This window comes from Thauera linaloolentis 47Lol = DSM 12138 (assembly GCF_000310205.1).
Lineage (GTDB): Bacteria > Pseudomonadota > Gammaproteobacteria > Burkholderiales > Rhodocyclaceae > Thauera > Thauera linaloolentis.
Genome location: NZ_AMXE01000018.1, coordinates 1 through 18,200, shown reverse-complemented (window position 1 = coordinate 18,200; position 18,200 = coordinate 1). Strand labels below are relative to the sequence as shown.

General features: G+C 68.6%; 18 protein-coding genes and 1 tRNA gene. 8 read left to right on the top strand and 11 right to left on the bottom strand.

The genetic code is table 11. The features are described from left to right. Positions 1-176 precede the first annotated feature (176 nt). The 8 genes from C666_RS07145 to C666_RS07110 all read right to left on the bottom strand — a co-directional run bounded on the left by C666_RS07145 (position 177) and on the right by C666_RS07110 (position 10,383). Positions 177-3,230, bottom strand: a complete 3,054-nt coding sequence (locus C666_RS07145) for an efflux RND transporter permease subunit (RefSeq protein WP_004336083.1) — start codon at positions 3,228-3,230, stop codon at positions 177-179. 12 nt (positions 3,231-3,242) lie between these two features. After that, positions 3,243-4,361, bottom strand: coding sequence for an efflux RND transporter periplasmic adaptor subunit (locus C666_RS07140; RefSeq protein ID WP_028792200.1), 1,119 nt, complete (start codon positions 4,359-4,361; stop codon positions 3,243-3,245). A gap of 75 nt (positions 4,362-4,436) precedes the next feature. Beyond that, positions 4,437-5,966 (bottom strand): apolipoprotein N-acyltransferase, encoded by a 1,530-nt coding sequence (gene lnt / locus C666_RS07135; RefSeq protein WP_004336078.1) that lies wholly within the window; start codon positions 5,964-5,966, stop codon positions 4,437-4,439. After that, on the bottom strand, positions 5,966-6,832 hold the full coding sequence (locus tag C666_RS07130; protein WP_004336076.1) for a CorC family transporter: 867 nt from the start codon (positions 6,830-6,832) through the stop codon (positions 5,966-5,968). Before C666_RS07130 ends, lnt begins: the two co-directional genes overlap by 1 nt. Positions 6,833-6,905: 73 nt before the next feature. Further along, positions 6,906-7,688: an rRNA maturation RNase YbeY gene (ybeY, locus tag C666_RS07125; RefSeq protein ID WP_004336074.1), complete on the bottom strand. Its 783-nt coding sequence runs from the start codon at positions 7,686-7,688 to the stop codon at positions 6,906-6,908. After that, positions 7,657-8,679 (bottom strand): PhoH family protein, encoded by a 1,023-nt coding sequence (locus C666_RS07120; protein WP_004336072.1) that lies wholly within the window; start codon positions 8,677-8,679, stop codon positions 7,657-7,659. Before C666_RS07120 ends, ybeY begins: the two co-directional genes overlap by 32 nt. Continuing rightward, on the bottom strand, positions 8,680-10,032 hold the full coding sequence (gene miaB, locus C666_RS07115; RefSeq protein WP_004336071.1) for a tRNA (N6-isopentenyl adenosine(37)-C2)-methylthiotransferase MiaB: 1,353 nt from the start codon (positions 10,030-10,032) through the stop codon (positions 8,680-8,682). A gap of 24 nt (positions 10,033-10,056) precedes the next feature. Then, positions 10,057-10,383 (bottom strand): hypothetical protein, encoded by a 327-nt coding sequence (locus C666_RS07110; RefSeq protein WP_038000652.1) that lies wholly within the window; start codon positions 10,381-10,383, stop codon positions 10,057-10,059. A gap of 203 nt (positions 10,384-10,586) precedes the next feature. On the opposite strand from C666_RS07110, the gene C666_RS07105 reads away from it, so the two are divergent. From C666_RS07105 to C666_RS07085, 5 genes are all read left to right on the top strand, one after another. Next, a tRNA-Met gene (locus tag C666_RS07105) sits at positions 10,587-10,663 on the top strand. 140 nt (positions 10,664-10,803) lie between these two features. Beyond that, the gene (locus C666_RS07100) at positions 10,804-11,091 is read left to right on the top strand and encodes a DUF1330 domain-containing protein (protein ID WP_004336068.1); all 288 of its coding nucleotides are present in this window, start codon (positions 10,804-10,806) and stop codon (positions 11,089-11,091) included. Between the two features lie 119 nt (positions 11,092-11,210). Beyond that, positions 11,211-12,344, top strand: coding sequence for an AI-2E family transporter (locus C666_RS07095; protein WP_004336066.1), 1,134 nt, complete (start codon positions 11,211-11,213; stop codon positions 12,342-12,344). 56 nt (positions 12,345-12,400) lie between these two features. Next, on the top strand, positions 12,401-12,883 hold the full coding sequence (locus C666_RS07090; RefSeq protein WP_004336064.1) for a YbaK/EbsC family protein: 483 nt from the start codon (positions 12,401-12,403) through the stop codon (positions 12,881-12,883). Further along, complete coding sequence (locus tag C666_RS07085) at positions 12,880-13,734, top strand: class I SAM-dependent methyltransferase (RefSeq protein WP_004336062.1); 855 nt, start codon at positions 12,880-12,882, stop codon at positions 13,732-13,734. The genes C666_RS07090 and C666_RS07085 overlap by 4 nt, the downstream gene beginning before the upstream one ends. 41 nt (positions 13,735-13,775) lie before the next feature. Here the strand turns inward: C666_RS07085 and C666_RS07080 are convergent, their stop codons facing one another. After that, positions 13,776-14,261 (bottom strand): RrF2 family transcriptional regulator, encoded by a 486-nt coding sequence (locus C666_RS07080; protein WP_004336060.1) that lies wholly within the window; start codon positions 14,259-14,261, stop codon positions 13,776-13,778. Between the two features lie 122 nt (positions 14,262-14,383). Between C666_RS07080 and C666_RS07075 the strand changes: the two genes are divergently transcribed. Further along, entirely contained in the window at positions 14,384-14,755 is a 372-nt protein-coding gene (locus C666_RS07075) for a hemerythrin domain-containing protein (RefSeq protein ID WP_004336057.1), read from the top strand. Positions 14,756-14,813: 58 nt separating this feature from the next. Next, a complete protein-coding gene (locus C666_RS21060; RefSeq protein ID WP_004336054.1) occupies positions 14,814-15,914 on the top strand; it encodes a methyl-accepting chemotaxis protein in 1,101 nt (366 codons plus the stop codon). A 31-nt stretch (positions 15,915-15,945) separates the two neighbouring features. Here the strand turns inward: C666_RS21060 and C666_RS07065 are convergent, their stop codons facing one another. Further along, the gene (locus C666_RS07065) at positions 15,946-16,908 is read right to left on the bottom strand and encodes a D-2-hydroxyacid dehydrogenase (protein WP_004336051.1); all 963 of its coding nucleotides are present in this window, start codon (positions 16,906-16,908) and stop codon (positions 15,946-15,948) included. 113 nt (positions 16,909-17,021) lie between these two features. On the opposite strand from C666_RS07065, the gene C666_RS07060 reads away from it, so the two are divergent. Then, the gene (locus C666_RS07060; RefSeq protein ID WP_004336049.1) at positions 17,022-17,330 is read left to right on the top strand and encodes a monooxygenase; all 309 of its coding nucleotides are present in this window, start codon (positions 17,022-17,024) and stop codon (positions 17,328-17,330) included. A gap of 45 nt (positions 17,331-17,375) precedes the next feature. On the opposite strand, the gene C666_RS07055 is transcribed toward C666_RS07060, so the two are convergent. Continuing rightward, positions 17,376-18,200 (bottom strand): response regulator (locus C666_RS07055; protein ID WP_004336047.1); only part of this gene is annotated, 825 nt, incomplete at its 5' end.

Below are 18,200 nucleotides of genomic sequence, written 5' to 3'. Positions count from 1 at the left end.
GCGAACGCAAAGTCCGGGATTTTACTGGGATTCGGCGCTCGCTGCGTACTTGCCCGCATGCATGCGCAGAAAAGCCCCCGGCATCTGCCCGCTCCGCACCGCCGCGGCCCCCCGGGGTTTCTTGCCCCGGGGTTTCTTGCCCCGGGAGGTCGCGCGGCGGCAGGCGGCGCGTGCGTTCAGGAACGCCGCCAGAGCCGCGCCACCCGCAGCTTGAAGCCTTCGACGTAGGTGTAGACCACCGGCACCACGAGCAGGCTGAGCACGGTCGAAGTGATCAGCCCGCCGATCACCGCGATCGCCATCGGTGAGCGGAAGCTGCTGTCGGAGCCGCCGGACCCCATGGCGATCGGCATCATGCCGGCACCCATTGCGATCGTCGTCATGACGATGGGCCGGGCGCGCTTGCGGCAAGCGTCGATCAACGCCTCGGCGCGCGACAGGCCGTGGTCGCGATAGGCGACGATGGCGTATTCGACGAGCAGGATGGAGTTCTTGGTGGCGATGCCCATCAGCATGATCAGGCCGATCAGCGAAGGCATCGAGAAACTCTTCTGTGCCACCAGCAGCGCGACGAAGGCGCCGCCGAGCGACAGCGGCAGGGCGACGAGGATCGTGACCGGGTGCAGCAGATCCTTGAACAGCAGCACCAGCACCGTGTAGATGCACAGCACGCCGGTGAGCATCGCCAGCCCGAAGCTGGCGAACAGCTCGCCCATGACCTCGGCGTCGCCGATCTCGATGACCTTCACGCCCGGCGGCAGATTGCGCACCGACGGCAGTTGCGCGACCGCCGCCGTGACCTCGCCCAGCGGCGCCCCCGACAGCTCGATCTCGAAGTTGATGTTGCGCGAGCGGTCGTAGCGGTCGATCACCGCCGGACCGCCGGCCACTTCCAGCGTCGCGACCTGCCCCAACATCACCGGGCCGCGCACGCCCGGCACGGCGAGGCGTTCGAGCAGGGCGAGGTTCTCGCGCGCGGATTCGTCCAGGCGCACGAGGATGGGCACCTGGCGCTGCGACAGGTTGAGCTTGGCCAGCGCCATGTCGTAGTCGCCGACCGTGGCGACGCGCAGCGTGTCGCCGATGGCGCGGCTCGTCACGCCGAGGTCGGCGGCACGTGCGAAATCCGGCCGTACCGCGATCTCGGGGCGGATCAGGCTCGCGGTCGAGGCGATGCTGCCCAGCCCCGGGATCGTGCGCAGGTCGCGCTCGACCGCGAGCGCCGCCGATTGCAGCGCGACCGGATCCTCGCCCGTCAACACGAGGATGTACTTCTCGCCCGACCCGCCCAGCCCGACCTTGCTGCGCACGCCGGGCAGCGTTTCCAGCACCGCGCGGATGTCCTTCTCGATCGCCTGCTTGACCGGCCGCTCGGCGCGCGGCGACAGCAGCACCGTCAGCGTGGCCTTGCGTACCTCGGCGGCACTCTGCGGCGCGAACGGATCGCCGCCGGCACTGCCGCCGCCGACGGTGGTGTAGATGCTGCGCACGTGCTCGACGCCCGCCACCAGCCGGCGCGCATGCTCGGCGGTGTCCAGCGTCTGCGCCAGCGTCACCCCCGGCGGCAGTTCCAGATAGACCTGGGTCTGCGAATTGTCGTCCGGCGGGATGAAGCCGGTCGGCAGCAGCGGAATCAGCATCACCGAGCCGACGAAGAAGGCCGCCGCTGCGAGCATGGTCAGGCCGCGATGGCGCAGGCAGCGCTCCGCCCAGCGCGAATACCATGCCAGCCAGCCCGGCTCGCTGTGCTTGTCGACGATGGGCTTGAGCAGGTAGGCCGCCATCATCGGCGTCAGCACGCGCGCCACCACCAGCGAGGCGAACACCGCCAGCGACGCGGTCCAGCCGAACTGCTTGAAGAACTTGCCCGCGACGCCGCTCATGAAGGCGGTGGGCAGGAACACCGCGATCAGCGTGAAGGTGGTGGCGATCACCGCGAGGCCGATCTCGTCCGCCGCCTCCATCGCCGCCTGGTAGGGCGTCTTGCCCATGCGCAGATGGCGCACGATGTTCTCGACCTCGACGATGGCGTCATCCACCAGGATGCCGACCACCAGCGACAAGGCCAGCAGGGTGATGACATTGATCGAGAAACCAAGCAGGTACATGCCGAGGAAGGCCGGGATCACCGACAGCGGCAGGGCCACCGCCGACACCAGCGTCGCCCGCCAGTCACGCAGGAACAGCCACACGACGATGACCGCGAGCGCGGCGCCTTCGTACAGCAGGTTCAGCGAACCCTGGTATTCCTCTTCCACCGGCGCGACGAAATTGAAGGCCTCGGTGATTTCGACATCCGGCCGCGCCACGCGCAGCTCCGCGAGCGCCGCCAGTACCGCGGCGCCGACTTCGACCTCGCTCTCGCCCCGGCTGCGCGCGACTTCGAAGCCGACCACCGGTTTGCCGTCGAGGAAGGCTGCCGAGCGCCGCTCGGCCACGGTGTCCTCCACCTTGGCCAGTTCGCTCAGGCGCAGTGTACGGCCGTCGGCGAGCGCGAGTTCGATCTTGCCGAGCGCCTCGGCCGAGGCGACGGTCGCCATCGTGCGCACCGGCTGCTCGCCATCGCCGAGGTCCGCGCGCCCGCCCGCGCTCTCGGTCTGCACCTCGCGCAGCGTCTGCGACACTTCGGCGGCGCTCACCCCCAGCGCCTCGAGGCGCAGCGGGTCGAGCGTCACGCGCAGTTCGCGCGACACGCCGCCGACACGGGTGACCGCGCCCACGCCGCGCACCGCCAGCAGCTTGCGCGACACGTCGTTGTCCACGAACCAGGACAAAGCCTCGTCGTCCATGCGCGGCGAGCGGATGGTGAAGGCCAGCACCGGCGTGCCGGCGAGGTTGACCTTGTTCACCACCGGGTCGCGCAGATCGCCCGGCAGGTCGGCGCGCACGCTGGCGACGGCCGAACGCACGTCGTCCACCGCCTCCTGCACCGGCTTCTCGAGGCGGAATTCGGCGGTGATCAGCACGCTGCCGTCCTGCGCCTTGGTATAGATGTGCTTGAGTCCGGACTGGGTCGCGATCGCGTTCTCGATCTTGCGCGCGACATCGTTCTCGAGCTGCGACGGCGTCGCGCCCGGCAGCACGGCGGACACCGTCACCGTCGGCAGGTCGATGTCGGGGAAGTTCTGCACCTTCATCGCCTTGAACGACAGCAGGCCGGCAAAGCTGAGCAGCACAAACAGCATCGCCGCCGGAATCGGATTGCGGATGGACCACGCGGAAACGTTCATCGCCCGTGGCCCTCAGCGCGCCGGCACGGCTTCGGCGATGCGCACCAGATCGCCGTCGTTGAGGAAGCCGGCGCCGGCCACCACCACCTGCGCGTCTTCCGACAGGCCCTCGACGATCTCCACGCGGTCGCCGGCGCGGCGCCCGGTGCCCACCTTCAGTTGGGCTACACGGCCATCGCCGCCGACGCTGAACACATAGCTGAAGGCCTCGCGCACCACCACCGCCTGCTGCGGCACGGTCAGCGCCTCGACCTCGCCGAGCTCGAATTCGCCGCGCGCGAACATCCCCGCCTTCGCCAGCCCGGCCTCCGCGCCGCTCACCGGCAGGTCGACGTAAACGAGGCCGAAGCGCGTCTGCGGATCGACCGTCGGCGCCACCATGCGCAACCTGCCCGTCAGGCGGCTGCCGTCAGCCAGCGTCAGCGCCACCGTCTGGCCGACGTGTACGCGGCCGATCTCGGCCTCGGTCAGGCGCGCGCGCCATTCCAGCCGCCCCTGGCGGATCATGCGGAACAATTCGGCGCCGTTCGCGGCCACCGCGCCCACGGTGGCGCTGCGCGCCGAAATGACTCCATCATCGAGCGCCAGCACCCGAGTGTGGCGCAGGCGCAGCTCGCGCGCGGCGAGCGTCGCCTTCGCCGAGGCGATGCGCGCCAGGGCGGTCTTCTCGGCGGTCAGGAACTGGATCACCTGCTGTTCGCTCATCGCACCGGTTTCGCGCAGCGTGCGCGCACGCTTGGCATTGGCGACCGCCTCCACCGCCGCAGCCTCCGCCTCGAGCAGCGCGGCGCGCGCCTGCCCGGCCTCCGCGCGCGGCATGCCGTCGTCGAACACCGCAAGCACCTGGCCGGCGCGCACCGCGTCGCCGACGTCCGCCCGCACCTCGACCAGGCGCTGCTCCCCGATCGCGGTCCCGACGCTGGCCTCCTGCCATGCGGCGATGTCGCCATTGGCCACCAGGCGCTGCAGCATCTGCACGCGCGCGGGCTGCGCCACGCTCACGGTCAGGGCCGGACGCGGCGCCGGCGCCGCGTCCGGAACGTCGGCGGAAAACGCGCCGGAAAGCGGCAAGGCCAGCGTCAGGGCCACGGCGGTCACGGCTACGGCGATACGGGCAGTTTTCTTGTTCATCTCTGTGGTGTGGCGACGCTGCGCCGGACGTAAATCATGGGGAGGCCGCGATTATGACATCCGGTCGCGTACGGATCACCTGCGCGATAAAGCCGCGCGCCGCAATGCCACCAGCGCCAGCAGCACGGCCAGCGCCGCAGCCAGGGCGGGGCCGTTGCCGACGCGCGCATACGGCGTCAGCCCTTCGTAGCCCTGCACGCTCATGCGCAGTACGCCGCGCTTGAAGGCGGGTAGCACGCCCGCCACGCGGCCATCCGGCTGCACGACCGCCGTCATGCCGGTGTTGGTCGAGCGCAACATGGGGCGGCCGGTTTCCAGCGCCCGCACGCGGGCGATCTGCAGGTGCTGCGGCTGGGCGATGGAGTCGCCATACCAGGCGAGGTTGGAAATATTGAGCAGCAGCGTGGCCTGCGGCAGCGCGTGAATGAGCTCGGCGCCGAACAAGTCCTCGTAGCAGATGTTGAGGGCGATGCGCTGCCCATCGAGCGCCATCGGCGGCTGGCCGGGCGCGCCACGGGTCTGGTCCGACATGGGAATACTGGCCAGGCGGTAGAACCAGCCGAACAGCGGCGGCGAATACTCGCCGAAGGGCACGAGATGTTGCTTCGCGTAGCGCTGCGCCGGCGCGGTGCCGAGGCTGATCGCCGCATTGTAGATATGGTCCGCCTCGTCGCGCCGGAACGCGCCGAGCACCAGGTCGCCCCCCGCCTCCGCGGCAAGGCGGCCCAGCTCATCCAGATAGCCTTCGGGCAGATAGTCGAGCAGGGTCGGCAGCGTGGTCTCGGGCAGGACCAGGATGGCCGGCGGGTCCGGGCGGCCGAACTCACCGCGCACCAGGTCGAGATTGTCCCGCAGCACGTCGGCGAAGCGGTCGGGGTCCCACTTCAGGCTCTGGTCGAAGTTGGTCTGCGCCAGCGCGATGGTGACGGGCGCGCCGGCCGGCTTCGTCCAGCTCCGCCCCAGCAGGCCCGCGCCCGCGGCCAGCACGACGGCCAGCACTGCAGCCGCCGTGACCAGCGGCCGCCACCCGGCCGCGCGCCGCCAGTCGGCAAAGGCCAGTAGCCCGGCAAGGAAGGCGAGCAGCCCGCCGGCACCGTACACGCCAAACAAGGGTAGGTAGCCCGCCAGCGGGCTGGGGGGCGTCTGCGAATAGCCTGCGGCCAGCCACGGGAAGCCGGTCAAGAGCACGCCGCGCAGCCACTCGCCGAGCAGCCAGAGTGCCCCGAACGCCGCCGCCGCGGCCAAGGCCCCCCTCCCCCGTTCGAGCCGCCAGGCCAGGCCGCGGAGGCGCACGAACAATGCCCCTGCCAGCGCCGGGTAAAGCGCGAGATAGGCGCAGAACAGCGCGATCGCCAGCCCCGCGAGCGGCGCCGGCATGCCGCCATAGCGGTTGAGCGCGACATACAGCCAGGAGACGCCGGCGATGAAGGCGCCCCAGCCCCAGGCGAAGCCAAGCCAGAAACCGTCGCGCATCCGCCCGCAACGGCCCAGCAGGTGCGCCAGGACGGCGAGGCTGAGGAACATCAGCGGAAACCACGCGAAGGGTTCGAACGCGAGCACGCTGGCAGCGCCCGCGAGCAGGGCGGACGGAATGCGGACGCGCATCAATCGGCCGCCGTCCTGCCGGTCGCCGCCCCTGCTCCGGATGGGGCCTGCGTAAGCACTTCGACCAGCAGGGAATGCAGCCGCCGGGTGTCGGCGCGCAGCACCTGGAAGCGGAGCCCTTCGAGCTCGACCACGTCGCCGCGCTGGGGCAGGCGGCCGAACTTACGCATCAGCAGGCCGCCGATCGTTTCGTACTCGTCGTCGCAGAAATGCGTGGCGAAAGCCTTGTTGAAATCCTCAATGCCGGTCGTCGCCTTGACCCGGTAGCGGCCGTCGTAGGCAAGCCGGATGCTGTCGCCGATGTCGTCGAGATCGTATTCGTCCTCGATGTCGCCGACGATCTGTTCGAGCACGTCCTCGATCGTCACCAGCCCGGCGACGCCGCCGTATTCGTCGACGACGATCGCCATGTGGTTGTGGCTGACGCGGAACTCGCGCAGCAGCACGTTGAGGCGCTTGGATTCCGGGATGAAGACCGCCGGCCGCAGCATGCCGCTCAGGTCGAACTCGCGTCCGGAGAAATAGCGCAGCAGATCCTTGGCGAGCAGGATGCCGACGACGTCGTCCTTGCCCTCGCCGATTGCCGGAAAGCGCGAATGCCCCTTGTCGACGACGAAGCCGGCGATCTCCTCGACCGGGTCGGCGAGGCTCACGCAATCCATCTGGGCGCGCGGCACCATGACGTCGTGCACCTGCATGTCGGACATCTGCAGCGCGCCCTCGATGATGGACAAGGCATCGCCATCGAGCAGATCGCGCTCGAAGGCGGCATGCAGCAGGGCAAGGAGGTCGTCGCGGTCTTCCGGCTCACGCGACAACAGTGCGGAAATGCGCTCGATCAGTGAGGGTTTTGCGGGGCTGTCCATGTCAGGGGGGTGGAAGGATCCACGGGCGGCGCATGCCGGGCTGCGGCCGCCCCGCGCGGGGCATGGCAGTCAGTCAGGCATACGGATCGGCGTAGCCGAGACCGCCGAGGATATCCGTTTCGAGTTTCTCCATGTCCAGGGCCTCGGCCTCGTTCTCGTGGTCGTGGCCCTGCAGGTGCAACATACCATGCACCACCAGATGGGCGAAATGGGCTTCCGCCGTCTTGCCCTGTTCGGCCGCCTCCCGCAGCACGACGGGCACGCACAGCACCAGATCGCCCGCCAGCGGTCCGCCGCCGTCGCCCCGCTCGTGCGCTTCCTCGCCTTCGCCATAGACGAAGGTGAGCACATTGGTGGCGTAGTCCTTGCCGCGGAACGCCCGGTTCAGCTCCCGCCCCTCGGCCTCCCCGACCAGCCGCACCGCCACCTCGGCGTCGCGCAGCAGCGCGGCCTGCGCCCAGCGGCGAATGTTGTGCTTCTTGGGCACACTGGCCTTGTCCGGGCCGTCGACCGCCTTCTGCACCGCCAGCTTGAGTACCGGCGGACTGTCGCTCTGCGGCAGGTCGATCGACTCGACGGACTCGGCCGGCAGCATATCGTGGTGCAGGTCGACGCGCAGCGTCATCAGATTGCAGGCGCCGGGCTGCAGGGACAGCATCGGCACGACGTCGTCGCTGTCGCCCTCGGCCTCGATTTCCAGATCGCCCCAGGCGCGCTCGGGAAAGGCGAGCAGCAGCTTGCGCCCGCCGCCCAGCTCGATCTCCAGGCGCTCGGCCTTGACACGGGTCGTCTTGCCCTCGGCGTCGATGGCAAGAATTCTGGGCCTAGCCATCGGCTTGTCCGCCGCTTTCGGCATGTGCGTCTCCCTCATCCTGATGTCGGGCTGCGCCCGCCTTGGCCTGCTCCAGACGGGCAGCCTCGTTGTCATAAGCTTCCACGATGCGTGCGACAAGCGGATGACGGACCACGTCTTCCTTGCCGAACTCGGTGAATGCGATGCCGCGCACACCGGCCAGCACCTGGCGTGCTTCCTTCAGGCCGCTGCGCTGGCCGCGCACCAGGTCGACCTGGGTGAGGTCGCCGGTCACCACCGCCTTGGCGCCGAAGCCGATGCGGGTGAGGAACATCTTCATCTGCTCGGGCGTTGTGTTCTGCGCCTCGTCGAGGATGATGAAGGCGTTGTTGAGCGTACGCCCGCGCATGAAGGCGAGCGGCGCGACCTCGATCAGGCTGCGCTCGAACAGCTTGCCGACGCGGTCGAAGCCCATCAGGTCGTAGAGCGCGTCGTACAGCGGGCGCAGGTAGGGATCGACCTTCTGCGCCAGGTCGCCGGGCAGGAAGCCCAGGCGCTCGCCGGCCTCGACCGCCGGACGCGTCAGGATGATGCGCTCGACCAGTTCGCGCTCGAAGGCATCGACCGCGCACGCCACCGCCAGATAGGTCTTGCCCGTGCCGGCAGGGCCGATGCCGAACGTGATGTCGTGCTCCTGGATGTTCTTCAGGTATTCCACCTGGCGCGGCGTACGGCCGTGCAGTTCGCTGCGGCGGGTCATCAGCACCGGCGAGGCCACGGTGGATTCTCCGCGGTTGGCGATCTCGACCAGGCCGAGCTGGACCTCGTCGAAGGAAAGATCCTTGTCCGCGCGCTCATAAAAGTGCTTCAGCGCCATTTCGCCACGCAGGACCTGGGCCGGATGGCCGTGCAGCGTGAACTGCTCGCCACGGCGGCCGACGGTGATGTCGAACGCGTTCTCGATCTGGCGCAGGTTCTCGTCGAGCACGCCGCACAGCTTGGCGAGCCGGGCGTTGTCGGCCGGCTCGAAGAAGACTTCCAGGGTTTTCGCCATTCAGGATTCCCGGGTGATGATCTCGCCGCGCAGGCTGTGCGGCAACGCTGCGCTGATGCGCACGTCGATGAACTGGTTGATCAGGCGGTCGCGGTTGAGCGACGGCGCGGCGAAGTTGACCACGCGGTTGTTGTCGGTGCGGCCCATCAGCTCTTCGTCCGCGTTCTTGCGCGCCGCGCCCTCGACCAGGATGCGCTGCACCGTGCCGACCATGGCCGCGCTGTTGGCCTGGTACTGCTCGTCGATGCGCTTCTGCAGGCGGGCCAGCCAGGCGAGCTTGGCCTCCTGCGGCACCGGGTCTTCGAGGTCGGACGCGGGGGTGCCGGGTCGGGCGCTGTATACGAAGCTGAACGAGCCGTCGAAGCCGACCTCGTCGATCAGCTTCATCGTCTTGTCGAAATCCGCCTCGGTCTCGCCCGGGAAGCCGACGATGAAATCCGAGGTCAGCGACAGGTCCGGCCGCGCCGCGCGCAGCTTGCGCACGACGGACTTGAACTCCAGCGCCGAATAGCCGCGCTTCATCGCCGCCAGCACGCGGTCCGAACCCGACTGCACCGGCAAGTGCAGCTGCGACACCAGCTTGGGGATGGTGGCATAGCAGTCGATCAGGCGCTGGGTCATCTCGCGCGGGTGCGAGGTGGTGTAGCGGATGCGCTCGATGCCTGGAATCTCGGCCACGCATTCGAGCAGGAAGGCGAAATCGCCTTCCTCGCCGCTTTCGCGCACCAGTTCGCCACGCCAGGCATTGACGTTCTGGCCGAGCAGCGTCACTTCCTTGACGCCCTGCACGGCCAGGCCGGCGACCTCGGCGAGGATGTCGTCGAGCGGGCGCGACACTTCCTCGCCCCGGGTGTAGGGCACGACACAGAAGGTGCAGTACTTGGAACAGCCTTCCATGATGGAGACGAAGGCGCTGGCGCCTTCGACGCGCGCCGGCGGCATCGCGTCGAACTTCTCGATCTCGGGGAAGGAGATATCCACCTGCGAGCGGCCGGTGCGGCGCCGCGCCTCGATCAGGTTCGGCAGGCGGTGCAGGGTCTGCGGACCGAACACCACGTCCACATAGGGCGCGCGCCTGACGATGGCCTCGCCTTCCTGGCTCGCCACACAGCCGCCCACGCCGATGATCAGGTCGGGCCTGGCCTGCTTCAGCAGCCGTACCCGGCCGAGGTCGTGGAACACCCGCTCCTGCGCCTTTTCGCGCACCGAACAGGTGTTGAACAGGATCACGTCCGCTTCTTCGGGGTTGTCGGTCTTGACCAGCTCTTCGCCGGCAGCGAGCACGTCCGCCATCTTGTCGGAGTCGTACTCGTTCATCTGGCACCCGAAGGTGCGGATGTAGAGTTTCTTCATCGGGGGAATCGAATCACCGCGGTCTTACCGCTTCGGATCTGGAATGGCGGCCTCTTCGGGCGTGAGGATCCACACCCGGTGTATCTGGCCATGCTTGTCGAACTTGACGCGCACCTTGTATTCGCCGCGAATGTGCGAAGGCAGCACGATGCGGTTGTAGGTGTTGCGGATCTGCGCACCGGGACTGAGGCTGGCCGGCTCGTCATCCACCAGCACGGTTCCCGCGGAGGCGAAGGTCATCGTGGTCTTGCGGGCATCTTCCGGGAACGCCCGCGACGGCGCCGCATGTGCGGCGGAACCGGGCGCTCCTGCCAGCGACAGCAATAGAAGTGAAAAGGGGATCTTGCGCAAGACGTCGGCCGACAATGAGTGGCAAGTTACGTGAACAGGCGCGGAATCATCCCCGATAGAACACGCGATGTCAATATAAAAGCCTTATAAATCAAACGCTACGCAAGCAAACCGTGCCCCCCTTCGGCGCTGCGCACTGCCTGGCAGGCAGCGCCGCCTGTTGACGCTCCTCTGCAAAACCCGCTATATTCGCGCGCTCTGTTGGTGATGTAGCTCAGACGGTTAGAGCGATGGATTCATAACCCATAGGTCGGCGGTTCGATTCCGCCCATCACCACCAAAACTCCGGAACCCGCTGATTCGTCAGCGGGTTCTTTCGTTTACGCTTCCCTTTCCGGCCCGCCCCTCGCCCGCGCCGCGCGTGAAGCCTGCGATGCCGCACCCGCCCCGACGCATCGGGCGCAACATACGGAGACAAAAATGAATCGCGCATACGCCATCGGCCGCATCACGGTCAAGGACGAAACCTTGTGGGCCGCGTATCGCGCCAAGGTTCCCGCCACCCTCGAACCATGGGGCGGCGAACTGGTGTTCAGAGGCACGCAGTTCGCCGCGCTCGCAGGGCTCTGCCCCGAGGCCGACGTGGTCGTGGTGCGCTTCCCGAATGCCGCCGCGCTCCGGGACTGGTTTGCGTCCGCGGCCTACCAAGCGCTCATCCCCCTGCGCGAGGCAGCGGCGGAAGTGGTACTGACCGCCTACGAAAGCTGAGCGGAACGCGCGCCCGGCTCCGGCTGTCGGACGCTTCGGCCGCGCGACGTTCAGCCTCACAACGAAATGGCAGCCTCATCCCCGGGGCAACCTCGACCCCGCGTTCCCATGGAGCCCGCATGATCGACCAGGTCGCCGAAAAAATCGCCCGCCGCGTCATCCTCGGCCTGCTGCTCGGCGGGCTGCTGGTGCTGAGCTACGCGGTACTGAACCCCTTCATCGTCCCCGTCGCCTGGGCGGTCATCATCGCCTATGCGACCTGGCCGCTCTACCGGCGGCTGACGCGCTGCATGCCGCACCGCCCGAACGTGAGCGCGCTGATCATGAGCCTGATGCTGACCGCCGCCTTCGTGCTGCCGGCACTGTGGCTGGCGAGCCTGCTGCGCAACGAGGCCGGGCTCGCGATCGCGGCCATCACCGCCGAGATCCGCCACGGCACGCTCGTCCTGCCCGAGTTCATCCGCAACCTGCCCTGGATCGGCGACGACCTGCAGCAACTGCTCGACGAACTGACCGGCGACCCCGAGGCCTTCCGTGCGCAACTGACCGAATGGGTGCGCCTGGGCTCGGACCACGCCGTCGCGCTGATCGGCGACGTCGGGCGCAACGCTGCCAAGCTCGGCTTCGCGCTGATCACCGTGTTCTTTCTCTACCGCGACGGCGAACGCATCCTGCAGCAGGTGCATCAGGTGCTGAAGCGCTTTCTGGGCGGGCGGGTGGACGACTACCTGTCCGCCGTGGGCTCGATGACCAAGGCTGTCGTCTGGGGGCTGGTCGCCACCGCGCTGGCCCAGGGCTTCGTTGCCGGCCTGGGCTACTGGTGGGCGGGCGTGGCGGCGCCGGTGCTGCTCGGCGCGGTCACCGCACTGATTGCCATGATCCCCTTCGGCACCCCCTTCGCCTGGGGCTCGATCGCCGCATGGCTGCTGATCAGCGGCGAAACCGCGGCCGGCATCGGCCTGCTGCTGTGGGGCGTGCTGGTGGTGAGCTGGGTGGACAACCTCGTGCGCCCGCTGGTGATCAGCAACGCCACCCGCATCCCGTTCGTGCTGGTGATGTTCGGCGTGCTCGGCGGCCTGGCGGCCTTCGGCCTCGTGGGCCTGTTCCTCGGGCCGGTGGTGCTGGCCGTGCTGATGGCGGTGTGGCGCGAATGGATCGAGGACTCGGACCTCGACACGCTGAAACGCCGCCCCGGCGCCGAATACGGGGCCGCAACGCCCGCTCCACCCGTCGGAGACCGGCAGGCCGACTGAAAGCGCCCGGTTTCGCCTTATCCTTGCGCTCTTCCGCTTCCCCGCCCTCCATCCATATGAAACCCGCCCAGCACCCCACCGCCCTGCGCACCCAGCAACGCCTGGCCGACGCGGGCTCGACGGCCCAGGTCGTCGAATTCGATCAACCCACCCGCAGCAGCGCCGAAGCCGCCGCGGCCATCGGCTGCAGCGTGGCCGAAATCGCCAAGTCGGTCGTGTTCCGCGGCAAGGAAAGCGGCCAGGCGGTCGTCGTCGTCGCCAGCGGCGACAATCGCGTCAGCGAAGCCAAGGTCGCAGCCCTGGTCGGCGAGAAGATCGGCCGCGCCGACGCCGACTTCGTGCGCGAGGCCACCGGCTACGCCATCGGCGGCGTTGCCCCCATCGGTCACGCACAGCCGGTGAAGCTGCTGCTGGACGAAGATCTGCAGCGCTTCGAGCAGTTGTGGGCCGCCGCCGGCACGCCGTTTTCGGTGTTCCCGCTCACCCCGGCGCAGTTGCGGGCGCTGACCGGCGCCGAGTGGAGCGACATCAAGCAATGAGCGCCCTGCCCCCTGAGATCCGCCCCGAGCAGTCGATCGAGCTGCTCAAGCAGCTCCACATCCTGACCCGCGACGGCAAACTGAACCAGGACAGCCGGCGCAAGCTCAAGCAGGTCTATCACCTGTACCAGTTCATCGAGCCGCTGCTGGCCGAAGCGCTGGCCGCGCGGCCGGACATCCAGCTCGTCGACCACGGCGCGGGCAAGTCCTACCTCGGCTTCATCCTGCACGACCTGTTCTTCAAGCAGCACGCGCCCGCCGGCCGCATCCACGGCATCGAGACACGCGACGAACTGGTGATGAGTTCGCGCCGCCTGGCAGACAAGCTGGGCTTTTCGGCCAGCATGCGCTTCCACGGGCTGACGGTGGCCGAATCGATCGAGTCCGAGCACCTGCCCGGCCACATCGACGTCGTCACCGCGCTGCACGCCTGCAACACCGCCACCGACGACGCGATCCGCTTCGCGCTGGCAAAGCAGGCGCGCTTCATCGTGCTGGTACCCTGCTGCCAGGCCGAAGTCGCCGCGGTGCTGCGCAAGAACAAGCAGCAGGCGCTCAGGAACGGCCTCGCCGAGCTGTGGCGCCACCCCATCCACACGCGCGAATTCGGCAGCCACGTCACCAACGTCCTGCGCTGCCTGCAGCTCGAAGCGCACGGCTACCAGGTGACGGTGACCGAGCTCGTCGGCTGGGAGCATTCGATGAAGAACGAGCTCATCATCGCCAGCTACAAGGGACTGCCGCGCGGCCGCGCCGCCGAGCGCCTGCGCGGTCTGCTGCAGACGCTGGGGCTGGAAGAGCTGGGCGGGCGCTTTTTTGCCGGCGAGCCGCCGAACGGCGAAGCCTCCTGAGGCCGCCCGGCTGGCACGCCGCCGGCCGGGCCCCGAACCATTCAGCTCCCGGCGGTCCTGATCGGGATCGCCGGCCTTGCCGCTGCCGGCTGCGGCACATCCAGGCCAAGCACCCTCTGGAGCCGCCCATCGTGGCCAAGGAGGTCGGCCAGCGTGGTCCGGTCCAGCTCGGCCAAAAAAGTCTGCAAGGCCTGTCCCAGCACGCCCTTCAGGCGGCAGACGGGATCTAGCAGGCATTGCGAGCCGGCACCGAAGCATTCCAGCAATTCGAGGCTGGGCTCCATCTGGCGAACCACTTCGCCGAGGCCGATGGCACCCGGCGCGCGCGCCAGCATCAGCCCGCCGCCTTTCCCCCGTGCGCCATCGACGAAGCCCTTGGCTACCAGTTCGGTGACCACCTTCATCAGGTGGCTGCGCGAGATCTCGAACCGCTCCGCCACCTCCCGAATCGTGACGCGCCGGCCCGGACAGGCGCCGAGATACATCAACAGGCGAAAGGCATAGTCAGTGTGCTGGGTGATGTTCATACAGGCATCGCTCGGACGGCCGGTGAGTCGGAAGCGTGAAAATCTAACACCAATAGATTCATTTACGTTGACTCTTTAAAAGAGTCATTTAACATGAATCTTAAGCCACCGGAGGATCCAGCATGAAGCGCCACCCTCAACTCATCCAGTTGTCCCGCGAACACCACGCCGCACTCCGGCTGGGGCGGCACCTCCTCGCCGGCGGCGCGGCAGGCGAACTACGTGCCGAATACCCCGCGCTGGCCGCACATTTTGCCGAAGAAGAGCGCGACCTCCTTCCCCTGCTCCAAAGGCACGGCCACCTTGCACTGGCCGCACGGCTGCGCGACGAACACGCGCAACTGCATGCGCTGTTTGCCGCAGCCTCGAACGGCGCGGGCGAGGCCGAGGCCGGACAGGCGCTGATCGCACACGTGCGCTTCGAGGAGCGCACGTTGTTCCCGGCCATCGAAACCTTGTTCGCGCAGGGCGCCCCCCAACACCCGCCCCGCTAGCGGCAAGCCGCTCCACCCGGCGCCTCCGCATACCCCGGCCCCTCCTCCGAGCACTTCCATGTTCTTCTCCCGACAAAAAGCGGACCTGCGCCGCAGCGAAGCCGACAACCAGTCGTTGCAGCAAGCCAATGCAAGCCTGCAGGCACGCGTGCAGGCCCTCGAGGCCGAACGGCTCGAGCTGCGCGTCGAAGCCGAAACCCTGCGCCGCGAACGCATGGTCCTCGACGGCGTTTTCGCCAGCCTGGGGAGTTTCGGCAGTTCGCTCTGCGGCGTACGGGAATCCTTCTTCCGGCTCACGACCACACTCAACGACGAAAAGGCGTCCGCGCTCGAAGCCGCCGCGCAGTCCGACACCAACCGGTCGGCCTTCGAGCAGATCGCCGGCAACCTCGGCACGATGTTCGAGCGCATGGACGAGGCTTCCCGAAACGTCACGGTCCTCAGCCGCCGCGCCGACGAGATCGGCGGCATCATCCGGCTGATCAAGGAAATCGCGGATCAGACCAACCTGCTCGCGCTCAACGCCGCAATCGAGGCCGCGCGCGCCGGCGAGGCCGGGCGTGGGTTCGCCGTGGTCGCCGACGAAGTGCGCAAGCTGGCCGAACGCACGGCCAGCGCCACCACCGAAATCGCGGTCCTGGTCGAGAACATCCAGGACGAGACGCGCGCCGCACGCAAAGTGATGGAGGCCGGCGCGGAAGACGCCAGCCGCTACGCCACAGACAGCGCACAGGCAGTGCTCAGCATGAAACAGCTGCTCGATCTGTCGCGGCGCATGGAACGGGCCGTCACCTCATCGGCGGTGCTCGCGAACGTGGAGCTGGCCAATCTCGACGAACTCACCCTGAAACTCGAGGTGTACAAGGTCTTCCTCGGGGGCTCCGCGCTGCGCGCCGACGCCCTGCCTGACGAGAAACACTGCCGTCTCGGCCAGTGGTATTACGATGGCGAAGGCCGCGAGCGCTTCGCCGGTCTGGCCGGCTACGCCGAGCTCGAAGCGCCGCATCGCGCGGTGCACGTGCATGCGCAACGCGCCGTGGCGCTGCATGCGCAGAGCAGGCTGGAAGAGGCGCTTGCCGAATTGCAGGCGATGGAGCGCGCGAACCTCACCGTGATGCGCGGCCTCGACCGGATTCTGGAAAAGAGCGTGATGCGCTGACGCCCTGCACGGCGGCCGGGCCGGCGCCCCGCTACACCGCCTGCACCAGGTTGCTCGGCCTGCCGGCGACAAAGTTCTCGATGTTGTCGATCAACTGGTCGGCGAGGGTCTGCTGCGCCTCGTCCGAGGCCCAGGCCACGTGCGGCGTCAGGATCACGTCGGGGCGGGCGGCGATGCGCATCAGCGGGCTGTCTGCCGCGGGCGGCTCGCCATCGGCGACATCGAAGCCCGCACCGCTGATCAGCCCCTCGTCCAGCGCCTGCGCCAGCGCATGCTCGTCCACCAGGCCGCCGCGCGCGGTGTTGATGAGCAGGGGCTTGCGCTGCATCGCGCGGAACTCCGCCAGGCCGATCATGCCGCGCGTCGCGGGGGTCAGCGGACAATGCAGGGTGATGATGTCGCTGCTCGCCAGCACCTCGTCCCATGACGTGTACAACCGGCCATAGCCCGCCTTGCCCTTGTGCGCGGCGAACAGCGGCTGCATGCCGAAAGCGCGCCCGATGGCCGCCACACGCTGGCCGAGGTCGCCCTCGCCGATGATGCCCAGGCGGGCGCCGTTCAGGTCGCGGATCGGGTGGTGGAAGAAGCAGAACTGGCCGGACTTCTGCCACTCCCCGGCCAGCACGTCGCCGCGATACGGCACGAGGTTGCGCCGCAGCGCCAGGATCAGGGCGAAGGCATGCTCCGGCACCGAATGCACCGAATAGCCGCGGATATTGGCCACCGCCACGCCGAGCCGCCGGCAGGCGGCCTTGTCGACCTGGTCGGTGCCGGTCGCGGCCACGGCAACCAGGCGCAGCGCGGGCAGCCGTTCGAGCTCCGCGCCCGGCAGCGGCACCTTGTTGGTGATCGCGATCGTGGCGCCCTGCAGGCGTTCGGCCAGTTCGCCGGGCGAAGTGCGCGCGTGCTCCACATAGTCGTGGGCGAAGCCGGGACGGCGCAGGCGGATCTGCGGCGCCAGCGTGTCGCGGTCGAGAAAGACGATTTTTTCCATGGTCGATTCCTGCCGTGGGGTTGGACAGCACCATTATCCCCGAGACAGCCGTCCCGCCCGGCCGCCGTCGGGGCACAATGGGCCACGCCAACCCATCCGAGGAGAACGTTGCGATGAGCGTACTGCTGCAAGTCGATTTTCCCTACGCCGGCCCATGGGGCGACACCATGAGCGAAGCCATGCGCGAGCTGGCCGAGTCGATCGCCCGCGAGCCCGGCCTGCAGTGGAAGATCTGGACCGAAAACCGCGACGCCGGCGAGGCCGGCGGCATCTACCTGTTCGCCGACCGCACCAGCGCCGAGGCCTATCTGCGCATGCACCGGGCGCGGCTGCTCGGCTTCGGCGTGCCCCGCGTGAACGCCAAGCTGTTCGACGTCAACCAGACGCTGTCCGCGATCGACCGCGCGCCGGCCGGCGAATAGGCACCGGCCGCACCTGCCGGCCAGCCCCGGGTCCGGCCGCAGGCCTCAGCGCCAGGGCGCGCTCGCTTCGACCAGCGCCGCGATGCGCTCGCCCAGCGCCGCCAGCCGGGCATCCACGCCGGGCTCGCCCTGCGCGATCGCCGACTCCAGCGCACCGGCCTCGTCCATGATCTCCATCGCGCAGATGAAGCCGGCATTACTGCGCAGCGTATGCATGCGCCGCGCCGCCGCCTCGCGCGCGCCGGCCGCGAGTTCGCGGCACGCCTGCTCCGCCGCGCCGGCGTTGTCCTCGATGAAGAATTCGAGCAGGCCGATGAACATCGCCCTGTCCTGCCCCACGCGCTGCGCGGCACGTTCCCGGTCGATGCCGGTGATGGCGGGAAAACCGGCGCCGCCGTCCCCGCCCGCCGTGACCGCCGCCGGCGCCCGGACGGCGCCCGGCCTGATCCAGCGCGCCAGCAAGACCGCCATCTCATCCAGGTCCATCGGCTTGGGCAGGACGTCGTTGGCCCCCGCATCACGCGCCGCCGCCTGCTGGCCGTCGCTGACACCAGCGGTGAAAGCGATCACCGGCAGTCCGGCAAGCCCCAGTTCGCCGCGAATCGTCCGCGTGGCGCTGAGGCCGTCCATGACCGGCATCTGCACGTCCATCAGCACCGCGTCGAAACCGTCCGGCCGGGTCTTCAGCAATTGCACCGCCTGCTGCCCGTCGGCCGCCAGCGTCGCGGTGGCGCCCTCGAGGGCGAGCGCACGCTCGACCAGGTCACGATTCATCGCGCTGTCGTCCACGACCAGCACGTGCGCACCCGGCAGGCGCGGCCCGGGCGCTGCCGGCCGGGCACCGCCGGCAGCGGGCGCCTCGCCCTCGGC

Coding starts and splice junctions, on each gene's coding strand:
- C666_RS07145 (WP_004336083.1), bottom strand. CDS start 3,230: ATGAACGTTTCCGCGTGGTCCATCCGCAATCCGATTCCGGCGGCGATG.
- C666_RS07140 (WP_028792200.1), bottom strand. CDS start 4,361: ATGAACAAGAAAACTGCCCGTATCGCCGTAGCCGTGACCGCCGTGGCC.
- lnt (WP_004336078.1), bottom strand. CDS start 5,966: ATGCGCGTCCGCATTCCGTCCGCCCTGCTCGCGGGCGCTGCCAGCGTG.
- C666_RS07130 (WP_004336076.1), bottom strand. CDS start 6,832: ATGGACAGCCCCGCAAAACCCTCACTGATCGAGCGCATTTCCGCACTG.
- ybeY (WP_004336074.1), bottom strand. CDS start 7,688: ATGCCGAAAGCGGCGGACAAGCCGATGGCTAGGCCCAGAATTCTTGCC.
- C666_RS07120 (WP_004336072.1), bottom strand. CDS start 8,679: ATGGCGAAAACCCTGGAAGTCTTCTTCGAGCCGGCCGACAACGCCCGG.
- miaB (WP_004336071.1), bottom strand. CDS start 10,032: ATGAAGAAACTCTACATCCGCACCTTCGGGTGCCAGATGAACGAGTAC.
- C666_RS07100 (WP_004336068.1), top strand. CDS start 10,804: ATGAATCGCGCATACGCCATCGGCCGCATCACGGTCAAGGACGAAACC.
- C666_RS07095 (WP_004336066.1), top strand. CDS start 11,211: ATGATCGACCAGGTCGCCGAAAAAATCGCCCGCCGCGTCATCCTCGGC.
- C666_RS07090 (WP_004336064.1), top strand. CDS start 12,401: ATGAAACCCGCCCAGCACCCCACCGCCCTGCGCACCCAGCAACGCCTG.
- C666_RS07085 (WP_004336062.1), top strand. CDS start 12,880: ATGAGCGCCCTGCCCCCTGAGATCCGCCCCGAGCAGTCGATCGAGCTG.
- C666_RS07080 (WP_004336060.1), bottom strand. CDS start 14,261: ATGAACATCACCCAGCACACTGACTATGCCTTTCGCCTGTTGATGTAT.
- C666_RS07075 (WP_004336057.1), top strand. CDS start 14,384: ATGAAGCGCCACCCTCAACTCATCCAGTTGTCCCGCGAACACCACGCC.
- C666_RS21060 (WP_004336054.1), top strand. CDS start 14,814: ATGTTCTTCTCCCGACAAAAAGCGGACCTGCGCCGCAGCGAAGCCGAC.
- C666_RS07065 (WP_004336051.1), bottom strand. CDS start 16,908: ATGGAAAAAATCGTCTTTCTCGACCGCGACACGCTGGCGCCGCAGATC.
- C666_RS07060 (WP_004336049.1), top strand. CDS start 17,022: ATGAGCGTACTGCTGCAAGTCGATTTTCCCTACGCCGGCCCATGGGGC.